The organism is Mycolicibacter sp. MU0083 (genome assembly GCF_963378075.1).
Classification (GTDB): Bacteria; Actinomycetota; Actinomycetes; order Mycobacteriales; family Mycobacteriaceae; genus Mycobacterium; species Mycobacterium kokjensenii.
Genome location: NZ_OY726394.1, coordinates 795,471 through 810,683 on the forward strand (window position 1 = coordinate 795,471; position 15,213 = coordinate 810,683).

The 15,213-nt window shown below is 70.3% G+C and carries 15 protein-coding genes; 12 read left to right on the forward strand and 3 right to left on the reverse strand.

The features are described from left to right. The first annotated feature begins 18 nt into the window (after positions 1-18). From pdxH to arfC, 8 genes are all read left to right on the forward strand, one after another. Entirely contained in the window at positions 19-678 is a 660-nt protein-coding gene (gene pdxH, locus RCP38_RS03795) for a pyridoxamine 5'-phosphate oxidase (RefSeq protein ID WP_308475683.1), read from the forward strand. Positions 679-694: 16 nt separating this feature from the next. Further along, on the forward strand, positions 695-1,984 hold the full coding sequence (locus tag RCP38_RS03800; protein WP_308475684.1) for an MFS transporter: 1,290 nt from the start codon (positions 695-697) through the stop codon (positions 1,982-1,984). 102 nt (positions 1,985-2,086) lie between these two features. Next, the gene (locus RCP38_RS03805) at positions 2,087-3,382 is read left to right on the forward strand and encodes a citrate synthase (RefSeq protein WP_308475685.1); all 1,296 of its coding nucleotides are present in this window, start codon (positions 2,087-2,089) and stop codon (positions 3,380-3,382) included. A gap of 5 nt (positions 3,383-3,387) precedes the next feature. After that, positions 3,388-3,756, forward strand: coding sequence for an FKBP-type peptidyl-prolyl cis-trans isomerase (locus RCP38_RS03810; RefSeq protein WP_308475686.1), 369 nt, complete (start codon positions 3,388-3,390; stop codon positions 3,754-3,756). Then, on the forward strand, positions 3,757-4,218 hold the full coding sequence (gene arfA / locus RCP38_RS03815; RefSeq protein ID WP_308475687.1) for a channel-forming protein ArfA/OmpATb: 462 nt from the start codon (positions 3,757-3,759) through the stop codon (positions 4,216-4,218). It abuts the gene before it with no gap. A 113-nt stretch (positions 4,219-4,331) separates the two neighbouring features. After that, positions 4,332-5,402, forward strand: a complete 1,071-nt coding sequence (gene arfA / locus RCP38_RS03820; RefSeq protein WP_465270696.1) for a channel-forming protein ArfA/OmpATb — start codon at positions 4,332-4,334, stop codon at positions 5,400-5,402. A 12-nt stretch (positions 5,403-5,414) separates the two neighbouring features. Beyond that, a complete protein-coding gene (gene arfB, locus RCP38_RS03825) occupies positions 5,415-5,567 on the forward strand; it encodes a channel accessory protein ArfB (RefSeq protein WP_308475689.1) in 153 nt (50 codons plus the stop codon). Further along, positions 5,567-6,280: a channel accessory protein ArfC, sunset domain variant gene (arfC, locus tag RCP38_RS03830; RefSeq protein ID WP_308475690.1), complete on the forward strand. Its 714-nt coding sequence runs from the start codon at positions 5,567-5,569 to the stop codon at positions 6,278-6,280. The genes arfB and arfC overlap by 1 nt, the downstream gene beginning before the upstream one ends. A 6-nt stretch (positions 6,281-6,286) precedes the next feature. Here the strand turns inward: arfC and RCP38_RS03835 are convergent, their stop codons facing one another. Continuing rightward, the gene (locus RCP38_RS03835) at positions 6,287-7,621 is read right to left on the reverse strand and encodes an ATP-binding protein (protein ID WP_308477046.1); all 1,335 of its coding nucleotides are present in this window, start codon (positions 7,619-7,621) and stop codon (positions 6,287-6,289) included. Between the two features lie 18 nt (positions 7,622-7,639). Beyond that, positions 7,640-8,365 (reverse strand): response regulator transcription factor, encoded by a 726-nt coding sequence (locus tag RCP38_RS03840; protein WP_373692431.1) that lies wholly within the window; start codon positions 8,363-8,365, stop codon positions 7,640-7,642. 153 nt (positions 8,366-8,518) lie between these two features. On the opposite strand from RCP38_RS03840, the gene RCP38_RS03845 reads away from it, so the two are divergent. The 3 genes from RCP38_RS03845 to RCP38_RS03855 all read left to right on the forward strand — a co-directional run bounded on the left by RCP38_RS03845 (position 8,519) and on the right by RCP38_RS03855 (position 12,955). Next, positions 8,519-10,228: an ABC transporter ATP-binding protein gene (locus RCP38_RS03845; RefSeq protein WP_308477047.1), complete on the forward strand. Its 1,710-nt coding sequence runs from the start codon at positions 8,519-8,521 to the stop codon at positions 10,226-10,228. Beyond that, positions 10,225-11,988, forward strand: a complete 1,764-nt coding sequence (locus RCP38_RS03850) for an ABC transporter ATP-binding protein (RefSeq protein ID WP_308475692.1) — start codon at positions 10,225-10,227, stop codon at positions 11,986-11,988. The genes RCP38_RS03845 and RCP38_RS03850 overlap by 4 nt, the downstream gene beginning before the upstream one ends. Positions 11,989-12,097: 109 nt before the next feature. Further along, positions 12,098-12,955: a DMT family transporter gene (locus tag RCP38_RS03855; RefSeq protein WP_308475693.1), complete on the forward strand. Its 858-nt coding sequence runs from the start codon at positions 12,098-12,100 to the stop codon at positions 12,953-12,955. Between the two features lie 20 nt (positions 12,956-12,975). Here RCP38_RS03855 and RCP38_RS03860 read toward each other — a convergent pair whose 3' ends face one another. After that, on the reverse strand, positions 12,976-14,454 hold the full coding sequence (locus tag RCP38_RS03860; RefSeq protein ID WP_308475694.1) for a carboxyl transferase domain-containing protein: 1,479 nt from the start codon (positions 14,452-14,454) through the stop codon (positions 12,976-12,978). 27 nt (positions 14,455-14,481) lie between these two features. Between RCP38_RS03860 and RCP38_RS03865 the strand changes: the two genes are divergently transcribed. Then, positions 14,482-15,213, forward strand: coding sequence for an enoyl-CoA hydratase (locus RCP38_RS03865; protein ID WP_308475695.1), 732 nt, complete (start codon positions 14,482-14,484; stop codon positions 15,211-15,213).

Here is a 15,213-nt window from a genome sequence, read left to right on the forward strand (position 1 = left end):
GGGGCGTAGCGTTGGGCGGTGCACAGGACGGACCCCGACAACGAGCAGCTGGCGGCGATGCGCATGGAATACCGCGAGAAGGACGACAGCGGCGATCTCGACGCGGACTGGCTCGACGTGGGCTGGGAGGCATTGCTGCGCAACTGGATCGGCGATGCCGAGCGCGCCGGTCTGGCCGAACCCAACGCGATGGTGCTCGCGACCGTGGAAGCCGGCCTGCCGGTCACCCGCTCGGTGCTGTGCAAGAACCTCGATGAGCACGGTGTGACGTTCTTCACCGACTCCGGCTCCGCCAAGGGCGCCCAACTGGCCGCGACCCCGTACGCGTCGGCCACGTTTCCCTGGTACGGGCTGGGGCGCCAAGTCCATATCCGCGGGCCGGTGACCCTGCTCGACGAGTCGGTCAGCGCCGAATACTGGGCGCACCGGCCGCGGCAGTCCCAACTGGGTTTCTGCGCATCGGCGCAGTCGGAGCCGATCGCCTCGCGGGCGGCGCTGCTGGCACGGCTCGACGAGGTGACCGCGCGGCTGGCCGGGACCGACCCGATCCCGGCGCCGGTGAACTGGCGCGGCTACCGGATAGCGCCGGAAGTGGTGGAGTTCTGGCAGGGCCGGGAGGGCCGGCTGCACAACCGGATTCGGGTGATCGACGGACGGGTCGAGCGGATCCAGCCGTGAACCCGGTAGCGCGTCGGTGAGGATCTTCGCCGACACCACGCCGCTGCGCAGCCCCGATTTCCGGCGGTTGTGGGTGGCCGGGATCCCGACCGTGATCGGGGCGAACCTCACGATTTTCGCCGTCCCGGTGCAGATCTACGCGCTGACCCGCAGCTCGGCCTACGTGGGATTGTCCGGCCTGTTCGCGCTGGTGCCGCTGGTGGTCTTCGGCCTGCTCGGCGGCGCCTGGGCCGACGCCATGGACCGCCGCAAGCTGCTGATCATCGCCTCCTGCGGGCTCGCGGCGGCGTCGGTGCTGCTGTGGATCCAGGCCGCGACGGCCGTGGACAACGTCTGGGTGGTGCTCGTTCTGCTCGGCGTCCAGCAGGGCTTCTACGCGGTCAACGCCCCGACCCGATCCGCGGCGATCCCGCGACTGGTGGCCGGCGGCGACCTGCCGGCCGCCAACGCGCTGAACATGACCGTGATGCAGTTCGGGGCGATCGTCGGCCCGTTGCTGGCCGGGTTGCTGCTCGGTTGGGTGGACCTGTCCACGCTGTACCTGATCGACGCGGTGACCTGTGTCTTCCCGATCTGGGCGACGTTCCGGCTGGCCCCGATGCCGCCGACGGCGACGGCCGGGCCCTCCGACTTCGGGGTGCGGGCGGTACTGGACGGGTTCCGCCATCTGGCCGGCAACACCGTGGTGCTGATGTCGTTCGTGGTCGACCTGATCGCGATGGTCCTGGGCATGCCGCGGGCGCTGTTCCCGCAGATCGCCACCGCGGACTTCGGCGGACCGGTCGAGGGCGGCACCACGATGGCCCTGCTGGCCGCGGCGATGTCGGCCGGTGCGGTGCTCGGCGGGGTGTTCTCGGGCTGGTTGCCGCGGATCACCCGTCAGGGCCTGGCCATCGTGATCGCGATCGTGGTCTGGGGCGCGGCGATGATCGGCTTCGGGGTTGCGGTCGGGCACGGCGGTGGGCACGCGGGTCGGGCGCTCTGGATAGCACTGGCGTTCCTCGCGGTCGGCGGTGCCGCGGACATGGTGTCGGCGGCGTACCGGTCGACGATCCTGCAGGAGGCCGCCTCCGACGAGATCCGGGGGCGGTTGCAGGGGGTGTTCACCGTGATCGTCGCCGGTGGTCCCCGCTTCGCCGATGCCGTGCACGGTGCCGCCGGGGCGGCGGTGGGGACGGCCGCCGCAGCGGCCGGCGGCGGGGTACTGGTGGTGGTGGGCGTGGTGTTGGCCGCGCTGGCCGCCCCCGCGTTCCTGCGCTACCGCAGGCCAGGCGACGTGCGGCGGCCTCCGCCGTCGGCCGGCTGACATGAGATACCCGGCCCCGGGCGGGCGCTCCGGCCCGGAACCGACTACCTTTTCTTGATACACGCCCAATCTGGTCAGCCGAATAGCGCAAAGGGGTTCCTTGTGGCCGCAACCGACGACTCCGCCACTCTGAAGTATCCGGGCGGCGAGCTGGAACTGCCGATCATCAAGGCCACCGAGGGTTCCGACGCCCTGGCCATCGGGTCGCTGCTGGCCAAGACCGGCTACACCACGTTCGACAACGGCTACGCCAACACCTCGCCGGTCAAGAGCGCCATCACCTACATCGACGGTGACGCCGGGATCCTGCGCTACCGCGGCTACCCGATCGAGCAGCTGGCCGAGAAGTCGACCTTCATCGAGGTCAGCTACCTGCTGATCTACGGCGAGCTGCCCACCGCCGAGCAGCTGGCGGCGTTCACCGACCGGATCCAGCGGCACACCATGCTGCACGAGGACCTGAAGCGGTTCTTCGACGGCTTCCCCCGCAACGCCCACCCGATGCCGGTGCTGTCCAGCGTGGTCAACGCGCTGAGCGCCTACTACCCGGACTCGCTGGACCCGTCGGACAACAACCAGGTCGAACTGGCCACCATCCGGCTGTTGGGCAAGCTGCCCACCATCGCCGCCTACGCGTACAAGAAGTCCGCCGGTCAGCCGTTCCTTTACCCGGACAACTCGCAGAGCCTGGTGGAGAACTTCCTGCGGATGACGTTCGGCCTGCCGGCCGAGCCGTATGAGGCCGACCCCGAAGTGGTTCGCGCCCTGGACATGCTGTTCATCCTGCACGCCGACCACGAGCAGAACTGCTCGACGTCGACGGTGCGCCTGGTCGGGTCCTCGCGGGCCAACCTGTTCACCTCGATCTCCGGTGGCATCAACGCGCTGTGGGGCCCGCTGCACGGCGGCGCCAACCAGGCGGTGCTGGAGATGCTCGAAGAGATCCGCGACCAGCACGGCAACGTCGGCGACTTCGTCCGCAAGGTGAAGAACCGCGAGGACGGCGTGAAGCTGATGGGCTTCGGCCACCGGGTCTACAAGAACTACGACCCGCGGGCGCGCATCGTCAAGGAGCAGGCCGACAAGATCCTGAGCAAGCTCGGCGGCGACGACGAACTGCTCAACATCGCCAAGGCGCTGGAAGAGGCCGCGCTGACCGATGACTACTTCATCGAGCGCAAGCTCTACCCGAACGTCGACTTCTACACCGGCCTGATCTACCGGGCGATCGGTTTCCCGGCGCAGATGTTCACCGTGTTGTTCGCGTTGGGTCGCCTGCCCGGCTGGATCGCGCACTGGCGGGAGATGCACGACGAGGGCGACTCCAAGATCGGCCGGCCGCGGCAGATCTACACCGGCGCCACCGAGCGCGACTACCTCGGCATCGACGGGCGGTAAGCGACGTGACGAACCCGGGTAAACCGCAGCTCACCGTGCCGACCGGCCCGGCACCCGCCGAACTGGTCATCGAGGACATCGTCGTCGGCGAGGGCCCCGAGGCCGCCCCCGGCGCGGTCGTCAACGTGCACTACCTGGGCGTCGACTACGACAGTGGAGCCGAGTTCGACAGTTCGTGGAACCGGGGCGAATCCCTGGAGTTCCCGCTGGACGGTCTCATCGCGGGCTGGCAGGACGGCATTCCGGGGATGAAGGTCGGCGGCCGGCGCCAGCTGGTGATCCCGCCGGAACTGGCCTACGGGCCCGCCGGAACCGGGCATCCGCTGGCCGGCAAGACCCTGGTCTTCGTGATCGATCTGCTCGGCACCCGCTGAGTGCGAGCCCGGCTGATCGGGGCGGCGCTGGCCGTGCTGCTCGGTGCGGCCGGCTGCGGGATGCCCGAGCGGCCGGCTCCGACCGGCCCCGAGCCCGCGGCGGCGACGCCCGTGCCGGTATCGGTCGTCCGGCACGGCACCGAGATCGTGCTGGCCGGTGAGGTAGCCGATCCGGCGGCCAGGCGCGCCCTGCTGGATGCGGTGATCACCTCGAGCGAGGACATCACCGTCGTCGACACCGTCGGGGTGTCCCTGATGGCGAGCGCCCCCGACTTCACGGCGGCGGCACCGGTTTTCGAAGCGGCCGCCGGAATCGCCGATTTCACCCTGCATGCCGGCGACGACGTCGTGACGCTGGGCGGCACCGTGACGAAGCCGGATGAGGCGGCGATCGTGGTGGCGGCGGGCGAGGACGCCTGGCCGCGGGCCCGCATCGTCGACGAGTTCGTCGTCGGCTCCTAGCGCGGGGAACAGTCCACCAAAAACGACTATTCACCTCGAATCGCCCACCGAAACTCATACACTCGCGATGTCTTGGGAAAACGCGGGTGATTTTCGGTTGTCGAGGAGGATCCATGCCAGGCTCAGAAAAGCGAACTGTGACTGGCTGGCGAAAAGCGACACGGTATTACCGCCGACCCCCGGGTTTGGGCTGGCTATTGGCGCTGGGCGTGATACCGCTATTGCTCGCGCTTATCGGCCAGGGAATGGGTGATCGCGTCACACCCGATATCAACGCCGAGGCCCCGAGTGTCTCCGTGCCGTCCCTGGCGGTGCCGGATGCGGGTTTGCCGGGTCTGGGCTTCGCCCCGCTGTCGATCCTGCGGAACGGCAACGTCATCACCCTCAACGGGGACCTGCCCGACATCGCCACCAGGACCGGACTGCTGGACATGCTCAAGGGGGTGTTCGGCGGCGGCGTGCAACTGGTCGACAACCTCAACATCAAGGCCGGCGTCACCGCACCGGAGTTGTCCGGTCTGGCATCGGTCTTCAAAGCCGCGGTCGCCATGCCGGACTTCAAGTTCAAGATCCTCGGTGACACCGTCACCCTGATCGGAACCGCGGCGTCGGACGCGGTCAGGTCCGCCGTCGAGGCCGCCGCGAAGCTGGCCTGGCCCAAACTCACCCTGTCCAACGAGATCGTGGTGGCGACCGCGGCGGAACCGGCCCCGACCGCGACCAGCGCCCCGACCAGCGCCCCGACCAGCGCGTCGCCCGCCCCGACCAGTGCCCCGACCGAGACGTCTTCGAGTGCCGCGCCGGCCCCGAAGGCAACCGGTGACTGCGCGAACCTGCAGGACGCCATCACCGCGGCGATGAGTTCGCCGGTCACCTTCGTCACCAACGGTTACACGCTGTCCGCGGGCACCCAACGGGAGCTGAGCCGGGTGGCGGAGAAGCTGAAGGGCTGCAGCAGTGCCCGGGTGGCGGTCAGCGGCTACACCGACAGCACCGGCAACGACCGCATCAACGTGCCGCTCAGCGCCAGCCGAGCCAAGTCGGTCGCCGATTTCCTGGTGTCGCAGGGCGTCCCGGCCGACAGTGTCACGTCCAAGGGCTTCGGTTCGGCCGACCCGGTCGCCAGCAACGCGACACCGGACGGCCGCGCCCAGAACCGTCGCGTCGCGATCACCGTTAGCTAAGGAGAATCTGCAATGGATTTCGTCGTTCAGTGGCTGTGGTATCTGCTGGCATTCGCGGTGGGATCGGCGGTCGCCTGGCTGCTCACCATTGTCTCAATTCGCCGAACCAGCCGCGAAGAAGCCGTTGCGGCTCTTCCCGATTCGCGTGAGATCGGAGCCCGCTGATGCGTGACGTCAATTGTTGGCTGATGGGTCTGTCCTTTCTCCTGGGATTGTTTCTGACATTCGCATTCACCATTCGGCGGGTGCGGCGTGAAGTGCCGGTCTCGGCCGCGGCGGGTGCGGTCGCCGCTGCCGCGGTGAGTGCCCCGAAGCCCGCTACGCCGGCCGCGACTGCCGGTGCCGCGGCGAAACCGGCGGGCGGCACCGTGCCCTCAGATGCCGAGACCACCGAGATCGCCGCCGGGGGAGCCCCCTACGGTGCGGGCTCGGCGCGCGCCGGGGCCGGCGGCAGCGGTCCGGCCGGTTGGACCATCAAGGGCAACGAGGACTCGATGCTTTACCACACCACCGACAGCCCCTGGTACGGGCAGACGATCGCCGAGGTGTGGTTCCGCGAGGAGCAGGCCGCCGAGGCCGCCGGGTTCACCCGCTGGGACAAGGGCCGGGCCAAGAGCGGCGGGGCCGCCAAGCTGTTCGCCGACGTCGAAGAGGTGCCGCCCGGCCCCTACGGTCCCGGATCCACCAAGGCCGGCCCAGGTGGCAGCGGTCCGGCCGGTTGGACCGTCAAGGGCAACGAGGACTCGATGCTCTACCACGGCCCGGCGAGCCCGGCCTACGACGCGACCATCGCCGAGGTGTGGTTCAAAGACGAGGCGACCGCCGCCGCGGCCGGCTTCGAACGCTGGGACAGCCGGCGGAAGAAGAAAAAGAACTGACGACGGTCAGCGCGGCGGCGGCAACCGCAGCACCAGGCGCACCCCGCCCAGCGGGCTGTCCTCCAACGATGCGGTACCGCCGTGCAGTTCGGCCTGCTGCGCCACCAGTGCCAGACCGAGGCCGGATCCCGAGTGCGACGCCGTCGACCCCCGGGAGAACCGTTCGAAGACGACCCGGCGTTCCTCTTCGGGCAGTCCACCGCCGTTGTCGTCGATCGCGATCTCCACACCGTCGCGGGAGGTGACCGCGGACAACTGCACCTGGGTCGCGCCGCCGTGTTTGACGGCGTTGGCGATCGCGTTGTCCACCGCCAGTCGCAGACCCGCCGGCAGCCCGACGATGATGCACGTCGGCGACGGCACCAGCGAGACATGCAGGTCGGGGAAGACCCGCATCGCGTCGTGCGCCGCCCGGTCCAGCAGATCGGTGATGTCGACGGGTACATGGTCGTCGGAGGTGGACAGCTCGCCCTGCGCCAGCCGTTCCAGCGCGGACAGGGTCGCCTCGATCCGGGTCTGGGTGCGCACCACGTCGTGCAGCACTTCCTTGCGCTGATCGTCGGGCAGGTCCAGCGTGGTCAGCACCTCGAGGTTGGTGCGCATCGCGGTCAGCGGCGTGCGCAGCTCGTGCGAGGAGACCGCGGCGAAGTCCCGGGCCGAGGCCAGCGCCTCTTTGGTCCGGTCCTGCTCGGTCCAGATCCGCTGCAGCATCCCGCGCATGGCCTCGGCGATCTCCACCGCCTCGCTGGCGCCGCGGACCTCGATGTCGGGACGCTCGTCGCCGGCGTCGATCGACCGGGCCTGCTGCGCCAGCCGTCGCAGCGGCCGGACCGCGAAGGAGGCCAGCAGCCAGCCCAACACGGCGGCGGCGCCGATCGCGAACGTACACAGCAGCAGCACCCGGCGGTGCAGGTTGTTGGTGTCGGCGATGGTGGCGTCGTAGGTGGCGCCCACCGCCAGTGACCGCGGCCCCGGACCGGGGATGGCGACGGTGCGCACCCGGTAGCGCACGCCGTCGATCTCGGTGTCGGCGTAGCCCGGTTCCAGTTCCGGCAGCACCACCGCGGAGTTCGACGTCACCTCGTTGGCCCGGCGCAGCGTGATCACCGCGTCGGTGGTCCCCGCCGAGCGGGGCAGCTCACCCAGCCCGACCAGCGGGACGGTCAGCCCGGCCGCCTCGTCGAGCCGGCGGTCCAACCAGTACTTGCGGTCGTTGGTGATACCGACCCACACGAACACCCCGATGATGACCGTCACGATCGCGGTGCCGATCGCGGTCGCCAGCACCACCCGGGTCCGCAGCGACGGGGTCCGCGCGAAGATCCGGCGCAGCAGCTTCATGACGTTCATCGATCGCCCCTACTGGGTTCGCAGTACGAAGCCGACACCGCGCACGGTATGCAGCAGCCGGGGCGCGCCGCCGGCCTCCAACTTGCGCCGCAGATAGCCGATGAACACATCGACGACATTGGTGTCGGCGGCGAAGTCGTAGCCCCAGACCAGCTCGAGGAGCTGGGCGCGCGACAGCACCGCGGTCTTGTGCTCGGCGAGCACGGCCAACAGGTCGAACTCCCGCTTGGTCAGGTCCACGTCGACGCCCTTGACCCGGGCGCGGCGGCCGGGGATGTCGACCTCCAGCGGGCCCACCGTGATGGTCTCCGATGAGGAACTGGCCGCCGAACCGCGGCGCCGCAGCATCGCCCGCACCCGGGCCACCAGCTCGGCCAGCACGAACGGCTTGACCAGATAGTCGTCGGCGCCGGCCTCCAGCCCGGCGACCCGGTCGTCGACCGAACTGCGGGCCGACAGCACACAGACCGGCACGTCATCACCCATGGCCCGCAGCGCGGTCACCACGCTCACGCCGTCCAGCACCGGCATGTTGATGTCGAGCACGATGGCGTCGGGGCGGGTCTCCTTGGCGCTGCGCAGTGCCTCGGCGCCGTCGGCGGCGGTGGTGACCTCGAATCCGGAGAGTCGCAGCCCGCGTTCCAGCGAGGCGAGCACGTCGGAGTCGTCGTCGACGACCAATACCTTGGGCGAGGCGGCAGCGGCGCCGTTGGAGGGGGTGTCCATGGGCGCCATTTTGCCGCAACGCCCGCGCCAAGCGCGGGATGCGCCGCGGGTCGCCGCGTTCTATCTCGCCGCCGCGGAACTAGGGTCGATTCCGTGAGTTCGGCTTCGGCGCTGCGCAGGTTGGTGCCCTACCTGCGCCCCTACCGAGGCCGGTGGATCACCATGGTGACGGTCGCGGTGCTCAGCCTGGTCGCCACCGTGACGATCCCGCTGATGACCAAGACCGTCATCGACGGGCCGGTGTCGCACCGCGATCAACCCGGCCTGTGGGTGCTGGGTACCGCGGCCACCGCGCTGGGGGTCGTCGAGGCGCTGCTGGTGTTCACCCGCCGCTGGCTGGTCGCGCCCACCACCATGGGCGTGGAAGCCGACATCCGCAAGGACCTCTACGCCCGGCTGCAGATCCTGCCGATGACCTTCCACGGCCGCTGGCAATCCGGGCAGCTGCTGTCGCGGATCATGAACGACCTGTCCGCGGTGCGGCGTTTCCTGTCGTTCGTGGTGGTGTTCCTGGTCCTCAACACCGTGCACATCGTGACGGTGACGCTCATCCTGCTGGTGCTCTACTGGCCGCTCGGGGTGGTGGTGTGCGCCTCGCTGGTCCCGGTGATGCTGGCCGTCCACCACTTCCGGCGCCAATACACCCGGCTGACCCGTCAAGCACAGGACCAGGCCGGGCAGGTGGCCACCGTGGTCGAGGAGTCGGCGGCCGGCGTGCGCACCGTCAAGGCGTTCGGCCGTGAGGAGCATCTGTTCGCCCGATTCGACGCCCAGGCCGAGGCCCTGCGCGACCTCGGCATCGCCAAGGTGATGGTGTCGTCGAAGTTCTGGACGCTGCTGGGGGTGATCCCCAATGTGACGCTGATCGGGGTGCTCTCGGTCGGCGCGTATGCGGTCGGGCACCAGCTGATCACCATCGGCACCCTGGTCGCGTTCGTCACGCTGATGCTGTCGCTGATCTGGCCGCTGTCGTCGCTGGGCTTTCTGCTGTCGTCCACCCACGAGGCGATGACCGCCGCCGACCGCATCACCGAGATCTTCGACGCGCCGGTGACGATCACCGACGGCGACGACCCGGTGCCGCCGTCGGGACGACTCGAACTGCGTGACGTCGGATTCCGGTTCGGCGACTTCCCGGACAGCCCGTGGGTGCTGCGCGGGGTCGACCTCACCGTCGAGCGCGGGGAGACCCTGGCGGTGGTGGGGGCCACCGGTTCGGGGAAGTCGGTGCTGGCGATGCTGCTGTCGCGGCTCTACGACGTCGCCGAGGGGCAGATCCTGATCGGTGGGCGCGATATCCGCACCCTCACGCTGGGGGCCCTGCGTTCGGCGGTGGTCACCGCCTTCGACGATCCCACGCTGTTCTCCATGTCGGTGGCGGAGAACCTGCGACTCGGCCGGCCCGACGCCGACGACACCGACCTGGCCCGGGCGATAGCGACGGCATCGGCGGGCTTCGTCTACGAGCTGCCGCACGGCCTCGACACCCGGATCGGCGAGCAGGGCATGAGCCTGTCCGGCGGGCAGCGGCAGCGGCTGTCGCTGGCCCGGGCGCTGGTGGCCGCACCGACGGTGCTGGTACTCGACGACACCCTGTCGGCGCTGGACGTGCACACCGAGGCCGCCGTCACCGAAGCATTGCGCCGGACCCTGCGGTCCGGACCCGAACCCATCACCGCGCTGGTGGTGGCCAACCGGGCCTCCACCATCGCGTTGGCCGACCGGGTGGCGCTGCTCGAAGGCGGGGCTGTCACCGCGATCGGCACGCATGCCGAACTACTGGCCGGCGTGCCGCAGTACCGCTACCTGTTGGCCGCCGACGACGAACTCGACGACGGCGCCGAACACCTCGCCGAGTGGGCACGCCGGTGACGGCCGAGCCGAGCCGGGCCGACGCGCGGGCCCTGCTGTGGTCGCTGCTGCGCCCGTACCGGCCGGCGGCACTGCTGCTGATCCTGGCGATCCTGGTGGAGAACGCCGCCCGGCTGGCGGTTCCGCTGCTGGCCCAGCGGGGTATCGACCGGGGCATCCCGCCGATCGCGACGGACGGCTCCACCCGGCAGCTCGCGGTGATCATGGCCCTGTTGGCCGCGGCGGTCCTCACCCAGGCCGTCAGCAGGATGGCGTTCCTGCAGGGATCGGGCAGGATCGGCCAACGGATGCTGCTGGAACTGCGCCGACGGGTGTTCCGGCAGTTCCAGCGCCTCGACGTCGGATTCCACGAGCGCTACACCTCGGGGTGGGTGGTCAGCAGGCTGACCAACGACGTCGACGCGATCCAGGAGATGCTGCTGACCGGGTTCGACGGCCTGGTCGGCGCGATCCTCACGCTGATCGGCACGTCGGTGCTGCTGGTGGTGCTGGACTGGCGGCTGGGCCTGATGTGCCTGACCGCGTTTCCGGTGCTGATGCTGTTGCTGCGCTGGTTCCGGTCGGAGTCGGCGAAGAACTACACCGCCGTGCGCGAACACGCCGCCCGGGTGATCGTGCAGTTCACCGAGACCATGACCGGGATCAAAGCGGTGCAGGCCTACCGTCGCGCGGAGCGCAACCAGCAGATCTTCGCGGGCGTCGCCGACGGCTACCGGGCGGTGAACGAGAAGGCGTTCCGGCTGGTCGCGGTCTTCGCGCCGGGCGTCAAACTGGTCGGCAACCTCACCACCGGGGTGGTGCTGCTGTACGGGGGCTGGCGGGTGCTGCACGGCCACATGACGATCGGGACGTTCACCGCGTTCCTGCTCTATCTGCGGATGTTCTTCGAACCGATGCAGGGCATCAGCGAATTCCTCAACACCTTCTCCTCGGCGACATCGGCGCTGCAGAAGCTGGCCGGGGTACTGGCCGAGAAACCCGCCGTCGCCGAACCGGCCGACCCCGCGGCGGTACCCGGCGAGGTGACCGGCCGGATCGACCTGCACGCCGTGCACTTCGGCTATCGCGCCGACCACCCGGTGCTGGACGGCATGTCGCTGAGCATCCCGGCCGGGCAGACCGTGGCGCTGGTCGGCAGCACCGGGGCCGGCAAATCGACCATCGCCAAACTGATCGCCCGGTTCTACGACCCCGGTTCCGGGACGGTGGCCCTCGACGGGGTCGACCTGCGGACGCTGCCGCAGGCGGCGCTGCGCCGGCACATCGTGATGGTCACCCAGGAGAACTTCCTGTTCTCCGGCACGGTCGCCGACAACATCCGGTTCGGCCGCCCCGAGGCCACCGACGCCGAGGTGATCGCCGCCGCGGCCGGCGTGGGCGCCGACGGCTTCATCGCCGCGCTGCCCGACGGCTTCGCCACCGATGTCGGCAAGCGCGGCAGTCGGCTCTCGGCCGGCCAACGCCAACTGGTCGCGTTCGCCCGTGCCTTCCTGGCCGACCCGGCGGTGCTGATCCTCGACGAGGCCACCTCGTCGCTGGACATTCCCGGTGAGCGGATGGTGCAGCAGGCGCTGCGCGGCGTCCTGGCCGGCCGGACCGCGCTGGTGATCGCCCACCGGCTCTCCACGGTCGAGATCGCCGACCGGGTCCTGGTGATCGAGGACGGACGCATCGTCGAGGACGGCCCGCCCGCCGAGCTGATCCGGGCCGAGGGGCATTACGCGGCGCTGCACGACGCCTGGCTGCGCTCACTGGCCTGAAGCGGGCCGCGTCGGCTGCAAAGATCCCGTAAACGACCCGGGATCGGCGCCGATCGGGCCCTTACCCTTTCGGCGTGATGATCGAATCGGCCGTCCCCGGGGTCGCGGTGTGATCGGCTCCCCGGCGGCTCAGGGTCTGGCCCTGGCGTCGGCCACCAGCTTCGGTGTCAGCGACTTCGTGGGCGGCGTCGCGTCGCGGCGGGTCGCCGCACTGCGGGTGGTGCTGGTCTCCACCCCGGTCTCGATGGTGCTGCTGGGGGTGCTCGCGGTGCTCGGCGGCGGCCGGATCACCGCGGGCGCCGTCGTGCTCGGCATGCTCGGTGGGATCAGTCAGGCGCTGGGCATCTGGTGGTTCTACGCCGCGCTCGGTGCCGGTCCCATCTCGGTGGTGTCGCCGCTGGCCGCGGTGGTCGACGCCAGTGTGCCGGTGTGCATCGGCCGGGTGATGGGGGAGCGGCCGGGGATGATCGCCGGCGTCGGCATCACCCTGGCACTGGGTGCGGTGGTGCTGATCAGCTGGCATGCCGGCGAGGACGGCGGCACCCGGGCGGGGCTGACCCGGGGCGTGGTCTGGTTGACGATCGCCTCCGGGGTGGCCCTGGGCATGAACTTCGTGTTCTTGGACCGCACCTCGGCCGATGCCGGGCTGTGGCCGTTGCTGTTCGCACGCGCCGCGGCCACCGTGCTGGTGATCGCGGTGGCGGCGATGACCCGCAATCTGCGGGTGCCGACCGGCACCCCGCTGCGGCTCGCCCTGCTGATCGCGGTGCTCGACACCGCCGCCAACATCACCATGCTGTGGGCGCTGCAGTTGTCGTTGCTGTCGCTGGCCAGCGTGTTGATCTCGCTGTATCCGGCCGCCACCGTGGTGCTGGCGGTGGTGATCCTGCGGGAGCGGGTGCGGCCCCGGCAGGTGGCCGGGATGGTGTTGGCGGCGGTGGCCGTGGCGATGATCACCGCCGGGTAGCGGTCCACCGCCGGCCCGGGTCAGCCGGGCAGGCCGATCCGCCGGTAACGCTCCAGGCGGGCCGCCATCCGCTGTTCGGCGGGCACCCCCGCCAGCGCGTGCAGTTCGACGGCGATCGCCCGCGACATCCGCTTGGCGAAGTCGATCGGCTCCGCCGCGGCATCGGGGTGTTCGCCCACGATCACGTCGACGATCCCGTCGGCCCGCAGGTCCACCGACCGGATGCCTTGCGCGGCGGAGAGTTTCGCGGCGTGCGCGGTGTCGCGGAACACGATGGCGCTGGCACCTTCCGGCGGCAGCGGCGCCAGCCAGCCGTGCGTCGCCGCCAGCACCCGGTCGGCGGGCACCATCGCCAGGGCGGGGCCGCCGCTGCCCTGACCCAGCAGCACCGACACCGTCGGCACCTCGAGGGTGACCAGCTCGGCCAGGCACGCCGCGATCTGCCCGGCCAGGCCCCCTTCTTCGGCCTCCACCGACAGCGCCGGCCCCGGAGTGTCGATGACCAGCACCAGCGGCAGCCGCAGGCCGGCGGCCAGTGCCATGCCGCGGCGGGCGTCGCGCAACGCCACCGGATCGGTCAACCGGTCCGGACCGCGCAGCTGGCCCAGCACCACCGCGGGCCGGCCGCCGAAGCGCGCCAACGCCAACAGCATGGTGGCGCCGCGTTCGGCACTGCCGGTGCCGGCCAGCATGACCCGTTCGGTGGCACCGTGCCGCAGCAGGAAACCCACCCCCGGGCGGTCCGGGCGCCGGGTGGCGCACACCGAATCCCACGCCGGGATATCGGGAATCGGTTCGTCCGGCGGCGGTGCAGGCGGGGGAGCGGGGTCGTCGAGCAGCACCTTCAGCGCCCGCGCGCAGGTGCGCCGCAGCCACTTCAGCGGGATCACGCCGTCGATCACGCCGTGCGCGGCGAGGTTCTCGGCGGTCTGCACACCCGGCGGGAAGGGGGCACCGTAGAGCTGTTCGTAGACCCGCGGGCCCAGGAATCCCACCAGCGCGTTCGGCTCGGCCAGCGTCACATGCCCCAGCGAACCCCACGATGCGAACACCCCGCCGGTGGTGGGATGGCGCAGATAGACCAGATACGGCAGGTGTGCGCGTTTGTGTAGTTCGACGGCGGCGGCGATCTTCACCATCTGCAGGAACGCGACGGTGCCCTCCTGCATCCGGGTGCCGCCCGAACTCGGCGACGCCAGCAGCGGCAGTCGCTGCGCGGTGGCCCGGGTGATCGCGGCGGTGATCCGGTCGGCGGCCGCCACCCCGATGGAGCCGGCCAGGAAGTCGAAGTCGCTGACGATCACCGCGACCCGGCGGCCGTTGATCCGTCCCTCACCGGTGAGCACCGCCTCGTCGCGGCCGCTGGCCGATCGGGCCGCCGCCAGATCGGCGGCATAGTCGGTGCTCACGGGAACGGCCAACGGCTCGGTGTCCCAGCTGAGGAAGGAATCGCGGTCCAGTACCGCGTCGCGCAGTTCGTCGGCCCCGGTCCGGCTCACAGTTCGAGGCTAATAGGCTGGGTCGTCATGATCGGTGTTACCCGCGATGAAGCCGTCACGACTATCGAGCTGCAGCGCCCCGAGCGGCGCAACGCGTTGAACTCTCAGCTCGTCACCGAGCTGCGCGAGGCGGTCGTCGACGCCGCCACCCACGACGTCCGTGCGATCGTGCTGACCGGGCAGGGCACGGTGTTCTGCGCGGGCGCCGACCTGTCCGGGGACGCGTTCGCCGCCGACTACCCCGACCGGCTGATGGCCCTGCACCAGAGCATCGCCGACGTCCCGGTGCCGGTGATCGGCGCCATCAACGGTGCCGCCATCGGCGCGGGCCTGCAGTTGGCGATGGTCTGCGACCTGCGGGTGGTCGCGCCCGAGGCGTTCTTCCAGTTCCCGGTCGCCAAGTACGGCCTGGCGCTGGACAACTGGAGCATCCGCCGGTTGACCTCGCTGGTCGGCTACGGGCGGGCCCGGGCGATGATGCTCACCGCCGAGAAGCTGCCGGCCGATACCGCGCTGCTGACCGGCATGGCCAACCGGATCGGCACCGTCGCCGACGCGCAGGCCTGGGCACACGAGATCGCCGGGCTGGCACCGCTGGCACTGCAGCACGCCAAACGGGTGCTCAACGACGACGGCGCCTACGAGGAGCAGCAGCCCATCCACAAGGAGCTGTTCGACCGGGCGTGGGCCAGCCAGGACGTGATCGAAGCCCAGGTGGCGCGGGTGGAGAAGCGGGCACCGAAGTTCCAGGGCGCCTGA